Here is a 22,154-nt window from a genome sequence, read left to right on the forward strand (position 1 = left end):
TCAAAAACCCTTATAAGAGAGTTCAGCGATACAATCTAGGGCAATATGATCGGTGCGTTGCATTTTAACTCCCCATGCGTTGAGTCGGGTTTCTATGGCTTTTAAGGCTGTTTCTAAAGCGTTTAACATTTCGCTTGAGAGTTTGAAAGTGGTCTCGCTCCCTATCACAAAAGGCACAAGCCCCACGATAAAAGTTTTAGGCAAATCCCCTAAAAACTCCGTGAGTCTTAAAGTGTGTAGCATTTCCACTTCATGCGCGCTCCCAGCCCATGTGATTTCTTTAGGAGCGTCCTTAAAATCAAAGGCATAGACTGATCCTATCTCAACGCCTTCAGCGCTCACGCAATCTAAAATCAAAACCTTTTCATACGAAGTGATTAAAGGAATGAGTTGCTGAGCCATTGTCCCCCCATCTACAATATCCACGCTAGGGAAAAAAGAAAAATTTCTTTTGAGGTAGTGGGCTAGATGCACCCCAATGCCTTCATCGCCAAAAAGGATATTGCCAATGCCTAGAATTAGGATTTTTTGACTCATTCTTTGGTATAACCATAGCCATTAATCATAGAATCCGCCCCCGAACTTTCATACCTGATAGAATGGAAAAACACCATATAAACATGCACAGGGACAAACAAAATAAACCCCCAAGTCGCTAAGTGGTGGATAAAACGAATGTTCGCTAACCCCCCACAAAGCGCTTCAAACCACTTAAAAGCGCTTGCTAAAAACGCCCCAAGCCCCGCATGATAGACATTATAATACAGCACCACCCCGCTCAAACTCATCAATACGATCAAAACAACCAAAGTGAAATAAGCCACGAGTTGGATAGGGTTATACGCTCCTTTAGTGTGGGGTTTGCCGCTGATAAGAAAATATGCTTTCATCTGATCAATCCACGCTTTTGGGCTTAAAAGTTGGCTGAAACTCCTGCGTTCCATTAAGCTTTCTTTAGTGAAAAAAAGATAGGTTCTAAAGATTAACGCGCTAATGAGCAAAAACCCAAACATGACATGAAAAGAGCGCACATAAGCTTGTAAAAGATACACCCCTTTATAAAAGCTGGAATTAGGCTGCAAAAAAGGGTAAGCGATGTAAAACCCTGTAGCGATTAAAGCAAAAATACTCAAAGCCCTAACCCAATGGAAAAAGCGCACAAAACCTGAATACTCTTTGTGTAAAACGACCTTATTCATTTTATCCATGCGTAACCCCTTTTTAGAATTTAGCGAAATTAGGCTCTACTTTAAACTCGTTCAAAGACTGCCCCTTAAAATCCATCACATGCACTGAGCATGCGATGCATGGGTCAAAAGAATGGATAGTCCTAATGATTTCTAAAGGTTGGGTTAAATCAGCGATTTTAGTGCCAATCAAGCTCATTTCATAAGCCCCCCTTTGATTTTGAGAATCTCTAGGCCCTGCATTCCAAGTGGAAGGCACCACCGCTTGATAATTTTCCACCACGCCGTTTTTAATACGCACCCAATGGCTTAGCATGCCCCTTGGCACTTGACCAATGTAGCGCCCTTTATATTCTTGATTTTTATCAATGTGATAAGGAGCGCAAGTGCTTTGATCGCTTTTTAGATTTTCCACTAACGCATCAAACGCCAAAAGGCCATTATCAGCGATCGTCTTAGCTTCAATACACCTTGCAGCTGTGCGCCCAAGCGTTGAAAACAACGCCTCTAAAGGCAGTTTCGTGTCTTTTAAAAACTTAGTAGCCACTTCAGTAACATAAGGGTTTTTCGCCGCTAAACCTACCACTACGGAACTTAAAGGGCCTACTTCCATGGGCTTACTATCGTATCTGGGGGATTTTATCCAAGAATATTTATCCTTAGTGTCAAGCACTTTAGCAGGGATTATTTTATTTTCAATCCCCACGCTCTCGCCGTCTTTTAAACCGGTATAATGCGGGTTAGTTTGCCCGTCATAAGGGTGGAGTTGCACCTCTTTAGTGTCTTCATATTGATACCAAGAATGCGTAACCTCTTCTTTAATCAAACTCTCATCAATGGGGTGCAGTTTAGAAATATCCCCATCAAGCACCACCCCACTACTCAAAAGGTATTTATCCTTCCCGAGCAACACTTCTTCATAAGCGATAAAATTCCTTAAGCCACAGCCTTTAATAACGGATTGCTCGTTAGCGAACATTTCGCCTGCCATCACCAAATCAGGGTAGTAAGCATGGTTGATAAAATTGGCTACCACTTCAAACTTGCTCTTCCATTCCGCCAACCTTGTTGGATCCAATATATCCATAACGCTCGTAACACCCCCTACCGTTAGGCTTTGTGGGTGAGGCTGTTTGGCTCCAAAAATAGCGGTCATTTTCGCCGCTTCCCTTTGGATTTCTAAAAGCTTGAGGTAGTGGCTTAAGACGATTAAATTTTGCTCTGGGCTTAAACGATAGGTTTTATGCCCATAGTAGCCATTACTAAAAGGTCCCAAAGATCCACCTTTAGCGAAATCATTCAAGCGTTTTTGAACCGCTTTTAATTCGCCCGCACCGGTATTAATAGGATAAGGGCTGTATTTGAAAGAAAGTTTTGCCGCTTGAATGGGATCGGCTTTTAAAGCACTCATAATATCGCACCAATCAAGCCCATGCAAAGTATAAAAATGCACTACATGGTCATGAAAAAGCAGCGCCATGTTCATCAAAGATCGCACTAATTGTGCGTTTAATGGGGGGGTGATGCCTAGAGCGTTTTCTACCGCAGTGATACCGGCTTTATAATGCGAATAAGTGCATACCCCGCAAATCCTTTGAGCGATAAAGCCTGCATCTCGTGGGTCTCTGCCCTTAATGATCGTTTCTAGCCCCCTAAAAAGCGTAGAAGAAGAAAACGCATCGGTGATCACATTATCATCATCTACGATCACCTCAATCCTTAAATGCCCCTCAATCCTAGTGATAGGATCGACTACGATTTTTTTTGACATGTTAATCCCTTACTCTTTGTTTTTGATCGCTTTAGAAAGGAGTGCATGCGCGGCAATGCCAATAGCGGTTGCACTGAGTAAAGTCGTGCCGACTTTATCCGCCACTTTATCAGCCCCTAATCCATCAAAAGCGGTTTTAATGGAGCGATTCGCCAAAGGCTCTTCAAAAGGACTCATCGTATCCCAAAAATTAGGCTCAGAACACCCTATGCACCCATGCCCTGCACCTATGGGCCAAGAGGTGTGTGAATTGAAGCGGAGTTTGGAGCAATTGTTGAAAGTGTAAGGCCCTTTACAGCCCATTTTATACAAGCAAAAGCCCCTTTTAGCGTTTTCATCGCCAAAATGTTCCACAAACTCGCCCGCATCAAAATGCCCTCTCCTTTCGCACAAATCATGAATCCTGTTCCCATAAGCCCAAGAGGGGCGGTTATACGCATCCAATTTAGGGAGAGCCCCAAACATCAAGTAATAAAGCACATTGCCCACGATATTTTTTTCACTAGGCGGACAACCGGGAACATTGATCACGGGTTTATCAATGATTTTATGCAAGGGTTGCGCGTTAGAGGGGTTAGGGTAAGCCGCTTGAACGCCCCCAAAACTTGAGCATGTGCCTATGGCAAAAATAGCGGCTGCGTATTGAGCGGCTTTCCTACACTCTTCAGCCCCCGTTTCAGCGTTTGGACCTTGAGTGAGAAAGTATTCTGTGCCTTGGGGGATACCGCCCTCTACCATTAAAATGTAATTGTTTTTATGCTTTTCTATGGCGTCATGCAAGCTTTTTTCAGCTTGAAAACCGCTCGCTACCATGATGGTCTCATGGTATTCTAGGTTGATGTAATCAAAGATAATGCTATCAATGGTGGGGTCTGCACTCCTTAACAAGCTCTCGCTGCAACCGGTACATTCTGCCATGTGCAACCAAATCACAGGCAATCTGTTAGCCACTTCTACCGCTTTCAAAGTCAAGGGAGCAAAACTAGCCGGTAAAGCTAAAGTCGTGCTCATCATGCCCGCCCACTTCAACAAATCGCGCCTAGAAATGCCCGCACCCTTAAACTCGTCTTGCAAGTTTTTATGCTCGTTATGAGCGTTAAACGAGCTGACTATCTCAAGGCGTTCTTCAATCTTTTGATAGGTCTTTTTTTCATCGTAGAACATCGCCACTCCTTAACTGGAAATTTTCATTATCTTAACATAATAAAAATAACACAGTTACAATTGATTGTTTTTTAATTTTTATTTAGGTTGAGAGAATTTCTTTAATATTAAGTTTCATTTGGATAGAATTCCCAACTATTTTATTTAAAAAAGGAACAAAATGAAAAAAGTACTCATCATTAACGGGGCCAAAGCGTTCGGGAGCTCTGGGGGGAAACTCAATGAAACTTTGACCCAACATGCAAAAAAGACTTTAGAATCTTTGGGGCTAGAAGTGGATACAACGATCGTAGATAAAGGCTATGAACATGCTCAAGAAGTGGAGAAATTCTTTAACGCTGATGCGACGATTTGGCAAATGCCTGGCTGGTGGATGGGCGAGCCTTGGATTGTGAAAAAATACATTGATGAAGTCTTCACTTTAGGGCATGGGAAACTTTATGCTAGCGACGGCAGAAGTTCGCAAAACCCCACTAAAAACTACGGGAAAGGAGGCTTAATGCAAGGCAAAAAATACATGTTGAGCTTGACCTGGAACGCTCCCATTGAAGCCTTTAACGATCCTAATGAATTTTTTGAAGGGGTGGGTGTGGATGTTGTGTATTTGCATTTGCATAAAGCGTTCCAATTTTTAGGGCTTTCAGCGTTGCCTACTTTTATTTGCAACGATGTGGTGAAAAACCCCCAAGTAGAGCAGTATCTTAACTCTCTCACCACGCATTTGCACCAAGCTTTTGGCAAGTGATTTTAAAATTTTTTTAACCCCCCCATTTTTTGGGGCTTGATTATTCCACAATAAAGTCTTTAGGATTGAGATCGCAGCCTAAGATAAGATCCCTAAGATTACTGCCCACCGTTTGATAACTCGTATTGCTCACAAAGTAGAATCCGTATTTTTCAAAAGGCACAACAAGAGTGCCATCTCTATCCCTTGCTTCAGCTTTTGCTTTATCCCAGTAAATGTATCTTGGAGACTCATCGTCTGTGTAGCTTTCAAAGGCTTCTCTGGCGTTTTCTAGCAAATAGTCTATGACAACGCTAGCCAATTCCTTAGCGTTTTTTGCTGTTTTCCTTTGATGATTGGGGAGCTTAACGCTTTGAAGATTATGGGAAGTTAAGTCATCATCAAGGGTTTTACTAATCTCTCTGGTGCGGTATTCTTTAGGCAAATCTTTAAACAACCCCACTTGACAAAATTTATCCGCTAAATATTCGCTCCTAGCCTTCACTTCCTCTATCCCCCAAGAATGGGTGTTATTGATGAAATAGTCGTTTAAATGCAAGGAGCTGTATTCTTCCATAAGCTCTATTTTTGCCTCGTAAGGTTTGTTGCCAAGCCTTTGATTTTGCCCTGATAAGGTCAGATTCCCAAAATTATTGAGGTAGTCTTGCTCAAAAGTGAAATAGTCCCCCACCCTATCGCGCCATTCTTGGGTGGGGGTTTTGGGGTAGAAATGCTCCACTTCTAGATTTTCTTCTCTTGGTGGTTCAGCGTTACTTAACTTTTCAATCTCAAGCAGGATGAATTTGCACACTTGATTTGTTGCATAAACGTTACGCACAAGAAACGCCGCTTTAATTTTATCGTCATTAGGGAACGCCGTTCGTCCAACGCTCTTGCCCAAATACCGCTTCAATGCATCGGCTGAAACATCTTCCCCTAGCTGTCTGTATAAAGAATAAAGAAGTTCAGCAAGTGCAGGGGCAGGCTCTCCGCACACGCTCCGGTGCACGAAGTAGCTGATAAGGATTTGCAAAATTTCACAGAAGTTTTCATAATCCAATTTGCCTTCTTCAAAATCTCTGGCGCAACGCAAAACAAAGGGCTTTGCCACGCCAAATTTGATCTTCACAAGATCTTTGATGCACAGGCGTAAATTCGCTAACTGTTGCGGGTCTCCACGATGTAAAAAATAATGATCTCTGTCTAAAAAGATTTGATAGATTCTCCCATATTCACGCATATCGCTCATGAGAGCTTGTATATCATTAGGGAAATTCTCTCTGTGGTGGGCTTTTAGCGCGTAATACACTTCACGCTCTTCTTTTTTTAATTTATCTTCAAAATAGATTCTTAAATAGGTTAGAATAAATTCATTCAAATCCTTTTCACCAAGCCAATCTTCTAAAGGAACCCAATAAGTATTATAAAGACGATTCTGGTTGTCAGAATTTTCCCCCATCATCAGATAGTTGCGGATGAGATCTAGCCCTTTTAATTGCACGCCGGTAGCGTTAATGCTTTCAAACACCACTTGCGGATCGTCTTCGCCTAACTCTAAGCCTATGGCTACGATTTTAAGCCGCAAAAACGCGCCATAAATCTCTTCAATGCGATACCCTTTGCTGATATAATTGTCAAGCTCTTTGGTGAAAAATTTATAATTGTTCCTGATGTGTGATACGCCTTGCAGTTCATGCGATCGATTTTGCTTGACAAGATCAAAGGCTTCTTTGTCGCTTTTAATGGGCTTTAGGCGTAGCCTTTGTCCCGAAAGATTGAGTAGTCCGTCAATCTCTTTTTTTATCCCTTCATTTTGTATCTTTGTCTCTATGGCTTTAAGCAAAAGCATGATGGTAGTAACCCTTTGCTGCCCGTCAATGATGACAAATTCTTGGAGTTGTCTTAAGCTCTTTTCATCATCAACATGATGCAAAATATAAGTGATAGAACCCATGAAATGCGTTTTCTTATTTTGAGAAATACTGACAATATCTTCCAGTAATTTTTCACAATTTTCTTCTTCCCAAGTGTAGTTCCTCTGGTATACAGGGATAGAAAATACCGTGCCTGTTAGGGCGAAAAAGTCGTTAATGGTGCTTTGTATCGCTTTCATCGCTTTTCCTTTTTAAGTCAAATTGAAATCACACCGAGTATTAAATCAAAAAAAAAAAAAAGAGCTTAAACTTTTGAAAAAACCGCAATTTGTAGCTGAATTAATTCAAAAAAATAAAAGAGCTTGCACAAAGCAAGCACTAATCTCTTAAAAATTAGGGTATCTCATAAGAATGATACGGCATGAACAAGCGCCCGTAATTAGGATTCACGCGCAATAAATGCTCTTTAAAATTCCCGTAATTACGACAGCTCGACTCAAAACCATTATCGCACGCATACGAGAATAAATCCAAAGCCCTTTGATCGTCTTGAGGCACGCCTAAGCCCTTTTGATACAGCACGCCTAAATTGTTACAGCTCCCCAAAATCCCCCCATCGCATGCCATTTGAAAATATTTCGCCGCATAGTGGTTATTTAACGGAGCCCCTAAATCCCCATTCGCATAAATCCAGCCCAAATTCGCGCACCCCATCATATCCCCCGCGTTACAAGCCAAATAATTCAAATCCACTTGACTGAGCTTGGCCTTATCAATGCCGTAAATATTATTCACATTAGACATCAAGCCCAGATTATAACACCCCATATCATTCCCGTTATCGCATGAAAATTTATAATAACCTATCGCTTTGTAATAATCTTTTTGGACCCCACTCCCGTTAGCAAACATCCACCCCAAATTATTGCATGCGAGCATATCCCCCCCTTGACAAGCCACCGCATACAATTGCAAAGCGTTTTCTTTATCGTTCGTATCCGCATTTTTCTTGTTTTCATACATTTGAGCCAGATTCGCGCAAGCGGTCGCATCGCCCCCACTGCAACCCATTTCATAATAGCGAGCGGCTTTTAATCTGTTCGTTTGGATCCCTACCCCATTAGCATACATCGCCCCCACTGCAAAACACCCGGCCGCATTACCATTATCGCACGATTGGGAAAAAAGCTTGAAAGCCCCTTGATAATCGCCCTTTTTAGCCAAATCAATACCGGCAGAAAGCTCGGTTTGAGCGTTTTCAGGCGATCCCAATTTGTCTAACAGGTTAGAGTTATCGTTTTTAGGGGTGATCTGGGTGTTAGGGTTTGGCGCGCCCTTAGCGTTAGCGGGATTTAATTCAGGGGGTGTGTTTTTTTGGGCTTGGTTATTTTCTTCAGCGCCGCTAAGCTGTAAAATTAAAAAAACAAGCAATAACAAACTTTTTTTGAGCATTCTTTTCATCCTTAATGCAGGTTTTGATTCAACTCAATTTTTTTCACGCTCCTAAAAGCAATCAGCTTACCATTTTGGCTATTGGAACGAAAATGCACGCCATTTTTTCCGGAAAGCTCTTTGCCTTTGTAAAGATTATTGGCATGTTTTTCTAAATTGCTATTCACTTCTAAAAGCTTTTTAAACTCATTTTCTTCAATTTCTATCACGCTCCCAGCTAAAATCGCAACGCCTGCATCCACAATACAGCCATCGCCTAAACTAATGCCGGTAACGCTATTAGCCCCTAACAGACAATTTTTCCCGATGCTAATGGGGTTGTTATTCCCTCCACTTAAAACGCCTAAAACGCTCGCTCCCCCACCAATATCAGTGCCTACTCCAACCACCACTGATGAAGAAATGCGCCCCTCATTCATGCACACTCCCATAGCCCCTGCGTTAAAATTCACATAACTAGCCCCGGGCATTTGGGTATAACCTCCAGTCCCTAAATACGCCCCAAAGCGCGTTTTTGAGCTATCCAGTAAGCGGATATTATCAAATTCAGGGATTAATTGCATCAAATAGCGCGGGAATTTATCTATAAAATCAATGCTAGGGAAATTGCCTTGCATTTTTAAAGCCACTTCGTTCGTTCTGAGCCATTCTAATTCGTAAGGCTTGTTGCCGCTCCAGGCCGCATTAGAAAGCTGGTTAAAAATATCCTCTAAATTCAAACTCCTCAAAGGGGCTTTCCCTAAAGAAAGCGCTAAAAGTTTCATATACGCGCTCTCCACGCTCTCGCAAGGCTTATCTTCAAACAAGATCACCAAGCGATAAAGAAACTCCCCATCGCTATTTTTCAAACGATTTTCTTCTAAAGCCTTTAAAAGCTCTAAAACCACTTGAATGTTTTTATGAGCCATTTTATTAGAATAGGCTTCATTCAAAAAGGGCGTATAAAAATCTAGCGCTTTTAGCACAAAACTTTCATCAATCTCAACGACACGCTCGCTCGCGCTCTCTTTTAGGATTTTGTCTTTAGAAAGCGAATTGCAAAACACCGCATAAGAGCCTAGATTTTCCTCTTTCCAATTCAAAACGGGGTAAGTGGCGCATAAAATCTTTTTGGAAATAGGGGCAATATCCACCCTAGCAATGCCAAAACCTAAAGGCTCTCTGTAACAACTGGATTGCTGGTAGTTGCTCACAAAATTTTTAAACTTATTGATCATGCCTAATCCTTTAAACTCTTTTCTCTTTCTTTAGCCAGATTTTCCACTTCTATCACAAAAGTTTCAAACAAATCCTTTTCAGCCAGTTTGTGAATGACTTTACCCTCTTTAATGATCAAACCGCTGCGATTCCCAAAAGCGATCGCCATGTCTGCATGCTTGGCTTCACCTAAAGCGTTCACCACACAACCCATCACGCTAATGTCTAAAGGGGTTTTAATGTGGCTTAGGCGTTTTTCTACCTTGCTCGCCATATCCACTAAATTGGCTTCAATACGCCCGCAAGTGGGGCAAGAAATCAAATTGATCCCCTCTTTCAAACGCCCGCTATGGCGTAAAATCGCTCTAGCCACTTTGATTTCATTTTCTAATTCCCCTGTGATGGATACGCGCATCGTATCCCCAATGCCTTCCATTAAAAGCCCCCCTAAAGCCATAGCGGATTTGATACTGGAGCTAAAAAGATTCCCCGCCTCCGTAACCCCCAAATGGAAAGGATAGATCACAAGAGGGCGAAGCATCCTATAAGCTTCTATGGTGCGCATTACATCGCTCGCTTTTAAAGAAATCTTAAAATTGGTAAAATCCAAATCTTCTAAAAGCTTGGCGTTATACAAAGCGCTTTCTACCATGCCTTTTGGAGTCGGCCCGTATTTTTGATCAAACTGCTTTTCTAAACTCCCGGCATTCACGCCAATTCTTATAGGAATGTTTTTTTCTTTACAAGCATCAACCACCGCTTTAATTTTGTCTTTAGAGCCGATGTTTCCAGGGTTAATTCTGATCGCATCCACGCTTTGAGCGGCAATGAGAGCGAATTTATAGTGGAAATGAATGTCAGCGATTAAGGGCAAAGGAGACACTTTTTTCAATTCTTTTAAAGCCAGGGCGTCCTTTTCATTACTCACCGCCACCCTCACTAAATCAGCCCCGGCAAGTTTCAATCTGTCAATTTGATTTTTAGTGCTTTCAATATCAGCGGTTTTACTAAAGGTCATGCTTTGCGTGCTAATAGGAGCATCACCCCCTATGGCCACGCCACCGATAAAAATTTGCTTGGTCTTAACTCTATTTTCTAGCATTAAACCTCTTCATCAGTTAAATTCTCACTCGCTATTATACTCTTTTATGCTCTCTCTTTTATGTCCTCTTTCGCTCTTTTTTAGCGCTTTCAATGATAAACGCTTAAATTTTAGGTAAGATCAACTATTCCATTTTAAATTAAAGTAGCCCTATGACTTTTGAGCCTTATCCTTTTGAACGATTAAGAGCCTTGTTTAAAGAGATCACCCCTAAAAAAAAGGGGTTGGATCTAGGCATCGGCGAGCCGCGATTTGAAACGCCTAAATTCATTCAAGACGCTCTCAAACAGCACACCCATTCACTCAATATCTACCCTAAAAGCGCGTTTGAAGAGGGTTTGAGAGAGGCTCAAAGAAGTTTTTTTAAACGCCGTTTTAAGGTAGAATTGAAAGAAAACGAATTAGTTTCCACGCTAGGATCTAGGGAAGTGTTATTCAATTTCCCTAGTTTTGTTTTATTTGACTATCCAAACCCCACTATCGCCTACCCTAACCCCTTTTATCAAATCTATGAAGGATCAGCCCAATTCGCTAGGGCTAAAAGCCTTTTAATGCCTTTAGTTAAAGAAAATGATTTCACTCCAAGCTTGAATGAAAAAGAGTTGCAAGGAGTGGATTTAGTGATCTTAAATTCCCCTAACAACCCCACCGGAAGAACCCTTTCTTTAGAAGAATTGATCGCTTGGGTCAAACTCGCTTTAAAACATGATTTTATTTTAATCAATGATGAATGTTATAGTGAAATTTATGAAAATACGCCTTCTCCTTCGCTTTTAGAAGCTTGCATGCTGGCTGGTAATGAAGCGTTTAAAAATGTTTTAGTGATCCACTCGCTCTCCAAACGATCTAGCGCTCCAGGGCTAAGGAGTGGTTTTATCGCTGGGGATAGCAGCCTTTTAGAAAAATACAAAGCGTTTCGTACCTATTTAGGCTATACGAGCGCTAATGCGATCCAAAAGGCTAGTGAAGCGGCTTGGCTAGATGATGAACATGCAGAATTTTTCCGCAATATTTATGCGAATAATTTGAAACTGGCGCGAAAAATCTTTAAAGACACGCTCATTTATCCTTATAGTTTTTATGTGTATCTGCCCGTTAAAGATGGCGAAAATTTTGCCAAAAGACTTTATCAAAACGAAGGCATTACCACCTTACCGGCTTTGTATTTAGGGCGTAATCATATCGGTGCTGACTGCGTGCGTTTAGCCCTTGTCTATGACACTCCCCTTTTAGAAAAGCCTTTAGAAATCATAGAAGCTTATCGAGAAAACCATGCTTGAAACCCCAAAAGTTTTACTCAAAAACTTACAAGATTGCAAGATCCATTTTATCGGTATAGGGGGGATTGGCATTTCAGGCCTAGCCAAATACCTTAAAGCGCAAGGGGCTAAGATCAGCGGCTCTGATATTGCCATAAGCCCTAGCGTTAAGTATTTGAAAGCTTTAGGCGTAGAAATTAATATCCCGCATGATCCAAAAGCGATCAATCATCAAGATGTTATTATCCATTCAGCCATTATCAAAGAAGACAATACCGAAATACAAAGGGCTAAGGAACTAGAAATCCCTATTTTGTCTCGTAAAGACGCTTTATATTCTATCCTTAAAGACAAGCGCGTTTTTAGCGTGTGTGGGGCTCATGGAAAGAGCAGTATCACAGCCATGTTGAGCGCGATTTGCCCTACTTTTGGAGCGATTATTGGGGCGCATTCTAAAGAGTTTGATTCCAATGTGCGAGAGAGTGCGGATATGAGCTTGGTTTTTGAAGCCGATGAGAGCGATTCAAGTTTTTTATTTTCCAACCCTTTTTGCGCGATTGTGCCTAACACAGAGCCAGAACATTTGGAGCATTATGACCACGATTTAGAGCGCTTTTTCTCCGCTTATAAATATTTTTTAGACCATGCTCAAAAAAGAGTGATTTATAGAGAAGATCCTTTTTTAAAAAACTATTCTAAAGACGCCATTGTTTTAGAAAAAAAAGACATTTATAATATCCAATACATTTTAAAAGACGGCGAGCCTTACACTTCATTTGAATTGAAAGATTTGGGGGCTTTTTTGGTGTGGGGGTTAGGCGAACATAACGCTACGAATGCGAGTTTGGCGATTTTAAGCGCTTTAGATGAATTGAATTTAGAAGAAATTAGAAATAATTTATTGAATTTTAAAGGCATTAAAAAACGCTTTGATATTTTGCAAAAAAACGATCTCATTCTCATTGATGATTACGCCCACCACCCTACTGAAATTGGCGCCACTTTAAAAAGCGCTAGGATTTATGCGAATTTATTGAACACGCAAGAAAAAATTATAGTGATCTGGCAAGCGCACAAATACTCTCGCTTAATGGATAATTTAGAAGAATTTAAAAAATGTTTTTTAGAGCATTGCGACAGATTGATTATCCTACCCGTTTATAGCGCGAGTGAAGTCAAAAGAGACATTGATTTGAAAGCCCATTTTAAGCATTATAACCCAACCTTTATAGACAGGGTGCGTAAAAAAGGGGATTTTTTAGAGCTGTTAGTCAATGATAAGGTGGTAGAAACGATTGAAAAAGGCTTTGTGATAGGCTTTGGAGCGGGGGATATTACCTATCAATTGAGAGGCGAAATGTAATGGGCGTAGCGGTTGTTTTATTTTTAACGCTAATTTTATTGTTTTTAGTGTTAAGGGATTTTGGTTTAGCAAGCCCCAAACAAAAGATTTTAGCTTTTTTAATCGTAGGGATTATAGGAGCGAGCATCAGCGTTTATACTTATAAACAAAACCAACAAAACCAACAAGAAATCGCTTTGCAAAGAGCGTTTTTAAGAGGGGAAACTTTGTTGTGTAAAGGCATTAAAGTCAATAACCAAACCTTTAATTTAGTGAGCGGGACTTTGAGCTTTTTAGGCAAAAAACAAACCCCTATGAAAGATGTTCTTGTGGATTTGGATTCTTGTCAGACGCTTCAAAAAGATCCCTTAATCCAACCCTAATGATGAATAATAATACCCCACCCAAACCCTTAGAAGAAAGCCTGGATTTAAAAGAGTTTATCGCTCTTTTTAAAACCTTTTTTGCAAAAGAAAGAGACACTATTGCTTTAGAAAACGATCTCAAACAGGTTTTCACTTATTTAACTGAAGTGGATTCGATCGGTTTGATCGCCCCTAAAAGCGTGAAAGAAAGCGATCTTATTGTCATCAAACTCACCAAATTAGGGACGCTCCATTTAGATGAAATTTTTGAGATTGTCAAACGATTGCGCTACATTGTCGTTTTACAAAACGCTTTTAAACCTTTCACGCATTTAAAATTTCATGAACGCCTTAACGCTATTATTTTACCCCCCTTTTTTAATGATTTGATCCTTTTATTAGATGATGAAGGGCAAATCAAACAAGGGGCGAACGCTACCCTAGACGCTTTGAATGAAAGCTTGAACCGCCTTAAAAAAGAGAGTGTAAAAGTCATTCATCATTACGCCCACTCTAAAGAGCTTGCCCCTTATTTAGTGGATACGCAAAGCCACCTTAAGCATGGTTATGAATGCCTTTTATTAAAGAGCGGGTTTTCTAGCGCGATTAAAGGCGTTGTGCTAGAAAGGAGCGCTAATGGCTATTTCTATCTTTTGCCTGAAAGCGCGCAAAAAATCGCCCAAAAAATCGTGCAAATTGGTAATGAAATAGATTGTTGTATTGTTGAAATGTGTCAAACTCTAAGCCACAGCTTGCAAAAACACCTTTTATTTTTAAAATTCCTTTTTAAAGAATTTGATTTTTTAGACAGCTTGCAAGCACGGCTTAATTTCGCTAAAGCCTACAATTTAGAATTTGTCATGCCAAGCTTTACGCAAAAAAAAATGGTTTTAGAAAACTTTTCGCACCCCATTCTAAAAGAGCCAAAGCCCTTAAATTTGAAGTTTGAAAAATCCATGCTCGCTGTTACCGGCGTGAATGCGGGCGGGAAAACCATGCTCTTAAAATCGCTTTTAAGCGCGGCTTTTTTGAGCAAGCATCTCATTCCTATGAAAATCAACGCCCATCATTCCATTATCCCCTATTTCAAAGAAATCCACGCCATTATCAACGACCCCCAAAACAGCACGAACAATATCTCTACTTTTGCAGGCAGAATGAAGCAATTTAGCGCTCTTTTATCCAAAGAAAACATGCTTTTAGGCGTTGATGAAATTGAGCTAGGGACTGACGCTGATGAAGCGAGCAGTTTGTATAAAACCCTGTTGGAAAAATTGCTTAAACAAAACAACCAAATCATTATCACCACGCACCACAAACGCTTGAGCGTGTTAATGGCAGAAAACAAGGAAGTGGAATTACTAGCCGCTCTTTATGACGAAGAAAAAGAACGGCCCACTTACACTTTTTTAAAAGGGGTTATTGGCAAAAGCTATGCGTTTGAAACCGCTTTGCGCTATGGCGTGCCGCATTTTTTGATTGAAAAAGCGAAAGCCTTCTATGGCGAAGATAAGGAAAAATTGAATGTTTTGATTGAAAATTCCAGCGCGCTAGAAAGGGAATTGAAACAAAAAAATGAAAGCTTAGAGAACGCTTTAAAAGAGCAAGAAGATTTAAAAAACGCATGGCTTTTAGAAATGGAAAAACAAAAAGAAATCTTTCATAATAAAAAATTGGAATTGGAAAAATCCTACCAACAAGCCCTAAATATCTTAAAAAGCGAAGTCGCTTCAAAAGATACCAGTTCCATGCATAAAGAAATCCATAAGGCGAGCGAGATTTTAAACAAGCATAAAACAAGCCATGAGATCCCCCAAACGATAACAAGCTTTCAAATTAACGAAAAAGCGCGCTATAAAAATGAAAGCGTGCTGATAGCGCAAATTTTAGACAAGGGCTATTACTTGGTAGAAACCGAGCTTGGAATGCGCTTAAAAGCGCATGGGAGTTGGTTGAAACAAATCCAAAAACCCCCTAAAAACAAATTCAAACTCTCTAAAACCATCATTCCTAAACCCAAAGAAGCGGGCTTACGCCTTGATTTAAGGGGGCAACGCAGCGAAGAAGCCCTAGATTTACTAGACGCTTTTTTAAACGACGCGCTTTTAGGGGGCTTTGAAGAAGTGCTGATTTGCCATGGCAAAGGGAGCGGGATTTTAGAAAAGTTTGTGAAAGAATTTTTAAAAAACCACCCTAAAGTGGTAAGCTTTAGCGACGCTCCCATTAATTTAGGCGGCAGTGGGGTTAAAATCGTTAAATTGTAGTTTTTGGTGCTTTTTTATGGGAAATACAAAATCTGCTTTAAACTATAAAGCGATTTTACACCAACGCCCAATGAGGACAAAGCCTTTTATATTGTAAGCGTTAAAAAGGGCTTATCGCTTAATTGAGCCAAAACCCTTAAAAATCTTTAGCCTTGATAGGCTTTTATGGCTTTTTCTAAAACCTTAATCGCGCTCTCTTTGTTTTCAAACCCCTTGACTTTCACCCATTTATTAGGCTCTAAATCCTTGTAAGTTTCAAAAAAATGTTTGATTTTATCTAAAGTGTGTTTGGATAAATCATCAATATCTTTAACATAGGAATGCGTGGGATCAATCTTATCTATGGGTAGAGCGAGTAATTTTTCATCCATCCCGCTTTCATCTTCCATGTTCAAAACCCCAACCAAGCGTGCTTTTACCACGCTTCCGGCTTGAAAAGCCACATCGCTTAAAACCAGCGCATCTACAGGGTCGCCATCAGATCCTAAAGTGTTAGGCACAAAGCCGTAATTTGCGGGGTAATTTTGCGCCCCATAAAGCACCCTATCCACCATTAAAGCCCCGCTTTCTTTATCCAATTCATACTTGATATTAGAATGCTTGGATATTTCAATCACCACGCACAAAGAATCAGCGTCATGACTCACTTCTAATTGGTCTAAATTCATTGCAATCTCCTTTGAATAATAAAAAAAATTATTCTAACATAAAGCCCGCTCTTTTTAAACCTCTTTAGGGGTTTTTAAAGGAGCGTATTGTTTGCTGTATTTATTAAAGGCTTTTAAGCACTTTCTGGCGTTAAATTTATGATAAAAAAGATTATCAAAATAAGATTTTTTAGGGGGCTTTAATGAAATGTCAGGCTTTTTTGCATTTTGAATGGCGCTATTGAAAGCATGCTTGTTTAAAGAAACAGGGCAAGGCAAATAGGTAAAATTAGCCACATCATGGTAAGTGGGGTTGTTCATAAACATATCCACCGGCTCTATGATTTTAAAACGCTCCGTGGCTTCTATAAAGGTTTTAGCACCCTTAGGCGTGAGGTAGTAGCCTGCCGTAGTGGCCACATACACGCTGGTGAGATAAAAATGCTCTAAAAATAGCGCTTCTTTTTCATTATCAGCGCGAGATTCCCAAAAGGTCTCTTTGATGTTTACCTCTTTTGCCAATAAGGATTCGTATTTTGCAGTGAGATCATCGTATTTTGCAGTGAGATCATCGTATTTTGCAGTGAGATCATCGTATTTTTCCGCAATATTCTTATTGAGATCATCGGTGAGTTCATCGTATTTTCCTGTGAGTTTCTTATACACTTCCGTCCGAGCTAAAATACTTCCAATGAAGTGGTTGAGTTTTCTTTTAATTTTTCTAAAAACCACTGGATTAAAAGAGATTTTTTGGGGCACTATTTTGCAAGGCTCAGATAGTCCTTTAGGGTCTTGTTGCGTTTCAATAATAGAGTCTTGTTGCGCATCTTGTGTGGGATTGGGGGGGGGGGGGGTAACTTCATGATTTTCAATAGGCGTTTTTTCAATAGACGCTTCAGCCTCTTCAGTTTCTGTATAGATAGGGAGAGAGTACAAATTGGTTTTATGGCCTCCCCAATAATGCCCATAGAGTCTCACAAAATCAAAAGGGCTTTTCAAGCAATCTTCTAAGGCTTGCATGAAATTAGACTCTAATGCTACATCATCTTCTAAAATAACGACCGGTTGGTTTGTTTTAACGCATTCTTTCCACAAAAAATAATGACTCAAATAGCACCCAAATTCTTGGGGCAATAATTCTTGATAACAATAATCAGAATGGAACCAATCGGATTTTAACATGCTTTGCGCATCATAAAGCTCTTGAACGAGTTTTTCAAAATATTCGTGTTTAGGGCTAATAGCGTCAAAGATTTGAAAAACACAACGGCCTTTAAATTTTTCATTGGATTCTAAAACGAGTTTTTCAGTATCCAAACGCCTTTGACTTTCTTTTAAAGAAATGATATAAACTTGTGTCAAATGAACTCCTAAATATGGCATTCTGTGGCATTCTACCATAAAGTTTTTTCATTCTTTTTAAACCTCTTTAGGGGTTTTTAAAGGAGCGTATTGCTTGCTGTATTGTTGAAAGGCTTTTAAACGTTTTTTAGCGTTAATGCTGTAGTAGAAAAGATTCTTAAAAGTTGATTTTTTAGGCGGAAATGGGTAAGATTTCAAGCTCTTTTTTTGGGGCTTTTGAATGGTGCTGTCTAAAGAATGCTCGCTTAAAGAAACAGGGCAAGGCACATAAGTCAGATTCGCCACATCATGATAAGCAGAATTATCCATAAACATATCCACCGGCTCTATGATTTTAAAACGCTCCGTGGCCTCTATAAAAGTTTTAGCGCCCTTAGGGGTTAAGTAATAACCGGCTGTAGAAGCCACATACACGCTGGTGAGGTAAAAATGCTCTAAAAAAAAGGCTTCTTTTTCATGCGTTGCGTAATAGCTTTTTTGTATTTTTTTGAGAATATAGTGGATGACTTTATGGGTAGAAAGATTTAAAAATCTAGAAACATCAAAAAATTTTTTAAATTTTTCTAAAATAGGGTTATTTTTAAAAGGATAATCAAAGGGAGGAAATACAAATTCTTTGGGTAAAACATGGAATTTTGTCTCGTGGTAATACCAATAGCACCCATAGAGTCTCACAAAATCAAAAGGGCTTTTCAAGCAATCTTCTAAGGCTTGCATGAAATTAGACTCTAATGCTACATCATCTTCTAAAATAACGACCGGTTGGTTTAATTTGACGCATTCTTTCCATAAAAGATAATGGCTTAAATAGCACCCTAATTCAGGCAAAGTCAAACCAGCACCAACATAAGAATGATACCAATCAGATTGCAATAAACTTTGAGCGTCATAAAGCTCTTGAAGTAATTTTTCAAAATCTTCGTGTTTAGGGCTAATAGCGTCAAAGATTTGAAAAACACAACGGCCTTTAAATTTTTCATTGGATTCTAAAACGAGTTTTTCAGTATCCAAACGCCTTTGACTTTCTTTTAAAGAAATGATATAGACACCAATCACAGCTCATTCTCTTTGGAACGCATTTTAATTCGCAAAAGACAAAATATATTCTTGCATTTCATGCACGATTTCTTCAATGCTTCTTTCGCCATTGATGATTTTATGCAAATGTTTAGCCTTGTAGAAATTTTGGATTTCAGCTAAGGGATCTAAAAACACCCGCATGCGGTTATGAAACACCCTTTCATTATCATCAGCCCCCCTAGAGCGCCCTAAAACCCTTTCTTTAGCGGTGTTTTCACTCACTTTTACTTCAATCACGCTTTTTAAGATCACTTCGTTTTGAGCGTTCAATTCCTTATCCAAAGCCTGCATTTGTTCCACGCTCCTGGGATAGCCATCAATTAAAATGATCCCTTTACTAGAGCTTTTAATCGCTGAAAGGATCGTTTCTACCACAATTTCTAAAGGCACTAACTCGCCTTGAGAAGTGAATTTCTCAATCAATAAGCCTCGCTCGGTCTTTTTAGCGCTTTCAGCCCTGAGTAAATCCCCGGTAGAAAAATGAGCGATTGTTTCGCTGTTATTCTTAGCGATAAGCTCTGCGTCAGTGGTTTTACCACTCCCTGGGGCTCCAATGATCAAAAATAGTTGTTTCATATCGTATCCTTTTAAATTATTTTCTCAAGCGAATGTGTAATTCCCTTAGTTGCTCTTCATTAATGGGGCTAGGCGCATCAGTCAATAAGCATGAAGCTTTTTGCGTTTTAGGGAAAGCGATCACATCTCTAATACTATTGGATTTGGTCATTAGCATGATCAAGCGATCAAAGCCTATCGCAAAGCCTCCATGAGGAGGAGCACCAAATTTTAGCGCTTCTAATAAAAAGCCAAATTTCTTTTGCGCTTCCTCTTCGTGGATATTGATTTTTTCAAAGACTTTTTTTTGCATTTCTTCTTTATGAATCCTAATGCTCCCCCCACCAAGCTCCACGCCATTAAGCACCACATCATACGCATGCGCTTCAATTTCTTCTATATCTTCGCATTCTATATTTTTAGGCATCGTAAAGGGGTGGTGCGCGGCATGATAGCCGTTTTCGGTTTTTTCAAACATGGGAAAATTGACCACCCATAAGAAATTCAAAGCGTCTTTATCAATCAAATCAAGCGTTTCAGCCACTTTCAAGCGCAAGCGCCCCATGTAATCTAACACGATTTTTTTATCCCCAGCTCCAAAAAAGACAATATCTCCAGTTTTTGCACCAGTTTTTTCTAAAATATTTTTAAGCCCCTTTTCGCTTAAAAATTTAACTAAAGGCCCTTTAATCCCATCTTCTTTAATCTGCAAATACGCTAAGCCTTTAGCCCCAAATTGGCGCACAAATTCTTCTAATTCTTTTAAAACGCTGCGGCTAAAAAGCGCATCAGCCCCCTTAACATTCAAAGCTTTAATGCGTTTGTTTTTAGGATCTTGCGCGATATTAGAAAAAATAGAATTTGAGCTGTCCATAAAACAATCCCCCACTTCTATTAAAGGCAATTCAAAGCGTAAATCCGGCTTATCGCTCCCGTAATTTTCCATCGCTTCCTTATAAGGCATGCGTTTAAAAGGTTTAGAAATAGTATGCCCAATCGCTTTAAAAATCTCTTGCAACAAATATTCCACCACGCCCATCACATCATCTTCATCACAAAAACTCATTTCCGCATCAATCTGCGTGAATTCTGGCTGCCTGTCCGCCCTCAAATCTTCATCTCTAAAGCAACGAGCGATTTGAAAATACCTGTCCATTCCCCCCACCATTAAAAGCTGTTTGAATAATTGCGGGCTTTGGGGGAGCGCGAAAAATTCGCCCTCATGCACCCTGCTTGGCACTAAATAATCCCTAGCCCCCTCAGGCGTGGTTTTAGACAAAATGGGGGTTTCAATCTCTAAAAAGCCCTTTTGGGCCAGAGTGTTACGAGTAATTAAAGCCACTTCACTGCGTAATTTAAAGATTTCATAAGAATTAGGAGAGCGCAAATCCAAATAGCGGTATTTCAAGCGCAAATCCTCATTCACATGTTTGTTGCCAATTTCAATCGGTGTGGTAGCGCTTTTATTTTCAATGACTAACTCTTCTAAAACAATTTCAATTTTACCGGTCTTTAGTTTAGGGTTTTCTAACCCAGTGCCTCTCAAACGCACTCTTCCTTTAGCCACTAGCACAAATTCGCTCCTGACTTCTAAAGCCTTTTCATAAGCCTTAGAGCTAGGATCACAGACGAGTTGCACTAAACCGCTTTTATCCCTTAAATCAATAAAAACCACGCCTCCATGGTCTCTATAAGTGTTACACCACCCGGCCACTTTGATGGTTTTACCCACATCTTTTTCACTGATTTCTGTGCAGAAATGACTTCGCATGTTTTATCCCTTTAAATTAAAACAAAAATTAAATTTATGAAAGCGTTTTTTTAAGCATTTCATGGATTTCAAGAATGTTAGATTTTACCACAAAACCATCCGCTTCTAAAGATTGGGCTAATTGGCGATTAGAATCGCTGCTCATGGACGAATTGATAATCACAGGAAGATGCTCAGTCCTGCTATCAGCTTTGATGGTTTTTAGCACTTCAAACCCTGAAATAACAGGCATTTCTAAATCCGTAATGACCACACCGACCTGTTGATAATGTTCTTTTTCATACAAATAATCCAACAATTCCCTCCCGTTTGGAAAGGCTAAATAACGCAATTCTAAAGTTTGAACGATCTTTTCTAGGGTTTTAAGAGCGCTTAAGGAATCTTCAGCGATTAAAATGAGTTTTTGGCTTTGAATGGCTTCTATGCAACGCAAAGTCAAGTCGTCTAAATCTTTCAAGCTAGGGAAAACATCGCTAATCATCTTTTCCACATCTAAGATCTGCACCACTCGTTGTTCATCAAAACGAGTAATAGCGCTAAGCTTACCCTCTTCATTAATGCCTTGTTTGTCCCCGGCGCTAATCTCAGTCCAATTTTTATGAATAATCCTTTCAATTTTTAAAACCTTTAGAGCGATGGAATGGTTAGAAAAATGGCACACGATCACCAAATTATGATCATCTTTAACGCTGCATTCTTTTAGATCACGACTCGGATCATTAGCGTTATAATGCAACCACCTTTTCACATCCACTAAAGGAATGGATTCGCCCCTAACGCTAAGAAACCCGAGCATCACGCCATCGCTCCCCCCAAGAATCTCTGTAACCTCCCCGTCATAATGGATAATTTCTCGGATCTTAAAAATATTCATTCCATAAAGCTGGGCGTCTTTTTCTGCATCTAATCTAAAGCATAGAAATTGCACTTCGTTGCTCAAGTGCAACGAAGTCGTTTTGTCAATGTCTCTTACCACCTATTTTCCCCTAAAGCCCTACCAAAGATTAAATGTTATAATACTACCCTAATTTAGTTTAA

19 protein-coding genes are annotated in these 22,154 nt (G+C 39.9%); 5 read left to right on the forward strand and 14 right to left on the reverse strand.

The features are described from left to right. Genes hydD through FIM66_RS01610 form a run of 4 tightly spaced genes read right to left on the reverse strand, consistent with a single transcriptional unit; the run spans window position 1 to window position 4,122 of the window. Complete coding sequence (gene hydD, locus FIM66_RS01595) at window positions 1-537, reverse strand: hydrogenase biosynthesis protein HydD (RefSeq protein ID WP_140501685.1); 537 nt, start codon at window positions 535-537, stop codon at window positions 1-3. Beyond that, complete coding sequence (cybH, locus tag FIM66_RS01600; protein WP_140522647.1) at window positions 534-1,208, reverse strand: Ni/Fe-hydrogenase, b-type cytochrome subunit; 675 nt, start codon at window positions 1,206-1,208, stop codon at window positions 534-536. The genes hydD and cybH overlap by 4 nt, the downstream gene beginning before the upstream one ends. A 13-nt stretch (window positions 1,209-1,221) precedes the next feature. Continuing rightward, window positions 1,222-2,958, reverse strand: coding sequence for a nickel-dependent hydrogenase large subunit (locus FIM66_RS01605; RefSeq protein WP_078269589.1), 1,737 nt, complete (start codon window positions 2,956-2,958; stop codon window positions 1,222-1,224). 9 nt (window positions 2,959-2,967) lie between these two features. Beyond that, complete coding sequence (locus FIM66_RS01610; RefSeq protein WP_000499066.1) at window positions 2,968-4,122, reverse strand: hydrogenase 1 small subunit; 1,155 nt, start codon at window positions 4,120-4,122, stop codon at window positions 2,968-2,970. 160 nt (window positions 4,123-4,282) lie between these two features. Here FIM66_RS01610 and mdaB point away from each other — a divergent pair, with 160 nt between their 5' ends. Then, on the forward strand, window positions 4,283-4,867 hold the full coding sequence (gene mdaB, locus FIM66_RS01615) for an NADPH:quinone oxidoreductase MdaB (protein ID WP_120937758.1): 585 nt from the start codon (window positions 4,283-4,285) through the stop codon (window positions 4,865-4,867). A gap of 40 nt (window positions 4,868-4,907) precedes the next feature. Here the strand turns inward: mdaB and FIM66_RS01620 are convergent, their stop codons facing one another. The 4 genes from FIM66_RS01620 to ispG form a co-directional block, all read right to left on the reverse strand. Continuing rightward, window positions 4,908-6,959: a DUF262 domain-containing protein gene (locus FIM66_RS01620; RefSeq protein ID WP_140599855.1), complete on the reverse strand. Its 2,052-nt coding sequence runs from the start codon at window positions 6,957-6,959 to the stop codon at window positions 4,908-4,910. A 154-nt stretch (window positions 6,960-7,113) separates the two neighbouring features. After that, the gene (locus FIM66_RS01625; protein WP_140548650.1) at window positions 7,114-8,172 is read right to left on the reverse strand and encodes a tetratricopeptide repeat protein; all 1,059 of its coding nucleotides are present in this window, start codon (window positions 8,170-8,172) and stop codon (window positions 7,114-7,116) included. 11 nt (window positions 8,173-8,183) lie between these two features. Further along, complete coding sequence (locus FIM66_RS01630; RefSeq protein ID WP_140478685.1) at window positions 8,184-9,389, reverse strand: 2,3,4,5-tetrahydropyridine-2,6-carboxylate N-succinyltransferase; 1,206 nt, start codon at window positions 9,387-9,389, stop codon at window positions 8,184-8,186. A 2-nt stretch (window positions 9,390-9,391) separates the two neighbouring features. Beyond that, window positions 9,392-10,471 (reverse strand): flavodoxin-dependent (E)-4-hydroxy-3-methylbut-2-enyl-diphosphate synthase, encoded by a 1,080-nt coding sequence (gene ispG, locus FIM66_RS01635; RefSeq protein WP_097694441.1) that lies wholly within the window; start codon window positions 10,469-10,471, stop codon window positions 9,392-9,394. Window positions 10,472-10,623: 152 nt separating this feature from the next. Here ispG and FIM66_RS01640 point away from each other — a divergent pair, with 152 nt between their 5' ends. Genes FIM66_RS01640 through FIM66_RS01655 form a run of 4 tightly spaced genes read left to right on the forward strand, consistent with a single transcriptional unit; the run spans window position 10,624 to window position 15,701 of the window. Beyond that, window positions 10,624-11,751: a succinyldiaminopimelate transaminase gene (locus FIM66_RS01640; protein WP_140548652.1), complete on the forward strand. Its 1,128-nt coding sequence runs from the start codon at window positions 10,624-10,626 to the stop codon at window positions 11,749-11,751. Next, a complete protein-coding gene (murC, locus tag FIM66_RS01645; protein ID WP_140548654.1) occupies window positions 11,744-13,093 on the forward strand; it encodes a UDP-N-acetylmuramate--L-alanine ligase in 1,350 nt (449 codons plus the stop codon). The genes FIM66_RS01640 and murC overlap by 8 nt, the downstream gene beginning before the upstream one ends. Beyond that, window positions 13,093-13,455, forward strand: a complete 363-nt coding sequence (locus FIM66_RS01650) for a hypothetical protein (protein WP_000537703.1) — start codon at window positions 13,093-13,095, stop codon at window positions 13,453-13,455. The genes murC and FIM66_RS01650 overlap by 1 nt, the downstream gene beginning before the upstream one ends. Continuing rightward, on the forward strand, window positions 13,455-15,701 hold the full coding sequence (locus FIM66_RS01655; protein WP_194147166.1) for an endonuclease MutS2: 2,247 nt from the start codon (window positions 13,455-13,457) through the stop codon (window positions 15,699-15,701). Before FIM66_RS01650 ends, FIM66_RS01655 begins: the two co-directional genes overlap by 1 nt. A gap of 146 nt (window positions 15,702-15,847) precedes the next feature. Here FIM66_RS01655 and ppa read toward each other — a convergent pair whose 3' ends face one another. The 6 genes from ppa to FIM66_RS01685 are packed head-to-tail and all read right to left on the reverse strand — an operon-like array spanning window position 15,848 to window position 22,092. Further along, a complete protein-coding gene (gene ppa / locus FIM66_RS01660; protein ID WP_001047002.1) occupies window positions 15,848-16,369 on the reverse strand; it encodes an inorganic diphosphatase in 522 nt (173 codons plus the stop codon). Window positions 16,370-16,423: 54 nt separating this feature from the next. Further along, the gene (locus tag FIM66_RS01665) at window positions 16,424-17,710 is read right to left on the reverse strand and encodes a glycosyltransferase family 25 protein (protein ID WP_238700912.1); all 1,287 of its coding nucleotides are present in this window, start codon (window positions 17,708-17,710) and stop codon (window positions 16,424-16,426) included. 57 nt (window positions 17,711-17,767) lie between these two features. Further along, complete coding sequence (locus FIM66_RS01670; protein ID WP_140500054.1) at window positions 17,768-18,766, reverse strand: glycosyltransferase family 25 protein; 999 nt, start codon at window positions 18,764-18,766, stop codon at window positions 17,768-17,770. 24 nt (window positions 18,767-18,790) lie between these two features. After that, entirely contained in the window at window positions 18,791-19,366 is a 576-nt protein-coding gene (locus FIM66_RS01675; RefSeq protein WP_140478670.1) for an adenylate kinase, read from the reverse strand. Window positions 19,367-19,382: 16 nt separating this feature from the next. Next, window positions 19,383-21,116, reverse strand: coding sequence for an aspartate--tRNA ligase (gene aspS, locus FIM66_RS01680; protein ID WP_140599857.1), 1,734 nt, complete (start codon window positions 21,114-21,116; stop codon window positions 19,383-19,385). A 34-nt stretch (window positions 21,117-21,150) separates the two neighbouring features. Continuing rightward, window positions 21,151-22,092 (reverse strand): chemotaxis protein, encoded by a 942-nt coding sequence (locus FIM66_RS01685; RefSeq protein WP_140548358.1) that lies wholly within the window; start codon window positions 22,090-22,092, stop codon window positions 21,151-21,153. Between the last annotated feature and the right edge of the window lie 62 nt (window positions 22,093-22,154).

This window comes from Helicobacter pylori (assembly GCF_006439795.1).
GTDB classification, from domain to species: Bacteria; Campylobacterota; Campylobacteria; order Campylobacterales; family Helicobacteraceae; genus Helicobacter; species Helicobacter pylori_CR.

Excerpts from the sequence above, each read along its gene's own strand:
- hydD (WP_140501685.1), bottom strand. The coding sequence starts at position 537 with ATGAGTCAAAAAATCCTAATTCTAGGCATTGGCAATATCCTTTTTGGC.
- cybH (WP_140522647.1), bottom strand. The coding sequence starts at position 1,208 with ATGGATAAAATGAATAAGGTCGTTTTACACAAAGAGTATTCAGGTTTT.
- FIM66_RS01605 (WP_078269589.1), bottom strand. The coding sequence starts at position 2,958 with ATGTCAAAAAAAATCGTAGTCGATCCTATCACTAGGATTGAGGGGCAT.
- FIM66_RS01610 (WP_000499066.1), bottom strand. The coding sequence starts at position 4,122 with ATGTTCTACGATGAAAAAAAGACCTATCAAAAGATTGAAGAACGCCTT.
- mdaB (WP_120937758.1), top strand. The coding sequence starts at position 4,283 with ATGAAAAAAGTACTCATCATTAACGGGGCCAAAGCGTTCGGGAGCTCT.
- FIM66_RS01620 (WP_140599855.1), bottom strand. The coding sequence starts at position 6,959 with ATGAAAGCGATACAAAGCACCATTAACGACTTTTTCGCCCTAACAGGC.
- FIM66_RS01625 (WP_140548650.1), bottom strand. The coding sequence starts at position 8,172 with ATGCTCAAAAAAAGTTTGTTATTGCTTGTTTTTTTAATTTTACAGCTT.
- FIM66_RS01630 (WP_140478685.1), bottom strand. The coding sequence starts at position 9,389 with ATGATCAATAAGTTTAAAAATTTTGTGAGCAACTACCAGCAATCCAGT.
- ispG (WP_097694441.1), bottom strand. The coding sequence starts at position 10,471 with ATGCTAGAAAATAGAGTTAAGACCAAGCAAATTTTTATCGGTGGCGTG.
- FIM66_RS01640 (WP_140548652.1), top strand. The coding sequence starts at position 10,624 with ATGACTTTTGAGCCTTATCCTTTTGAACGATTAAGAGCCTTGTTTAAA.
- murC (WP_140548654.1), top strand. The coding sequence starts at position 11,744 with ATGCTTGAAACCCCAAAAGTTTTACTCAAAAACTTACAAGATTGCAAG.
- FIM66_RS01650 (WP_000537703.1), top strand. The coding sequence starts at position 13,093 with ATGGGCGTAGCGGTTGTTTTATTTTTAACGCTAATTTTATTGTTTTTA.
- FIM66_RS01655 (WP_194147166.1), top strand. The coding sequence starts at position 13,455 with ATGATGAATAATAATACCCCACCCAAACCCTTAGAAGAAAGCCTGGAT.
- ppa (WP_001047002.1), bottom strand. The coding sequence starts at position 16,369 with ATGAATTTAGACCAATTAGAAGTGAGTCATGACGCTGATTCTTTGTGC.
- FIM66_RS01675 (WP_140478670.1), bottom strand. The coding sequence starts at position 19,366 with ATGAAACAACTATTTTTGATCATTGGAGCCCCAGGGAGTGGTAAAACC.
- aspS (WP_140599857.1), bottom strand. The coding sequence starts at position 21,116 with ATGCGAAGTCATTTCTGCACAGAAATCAGTGAAAAAGATGTGGGTAAA.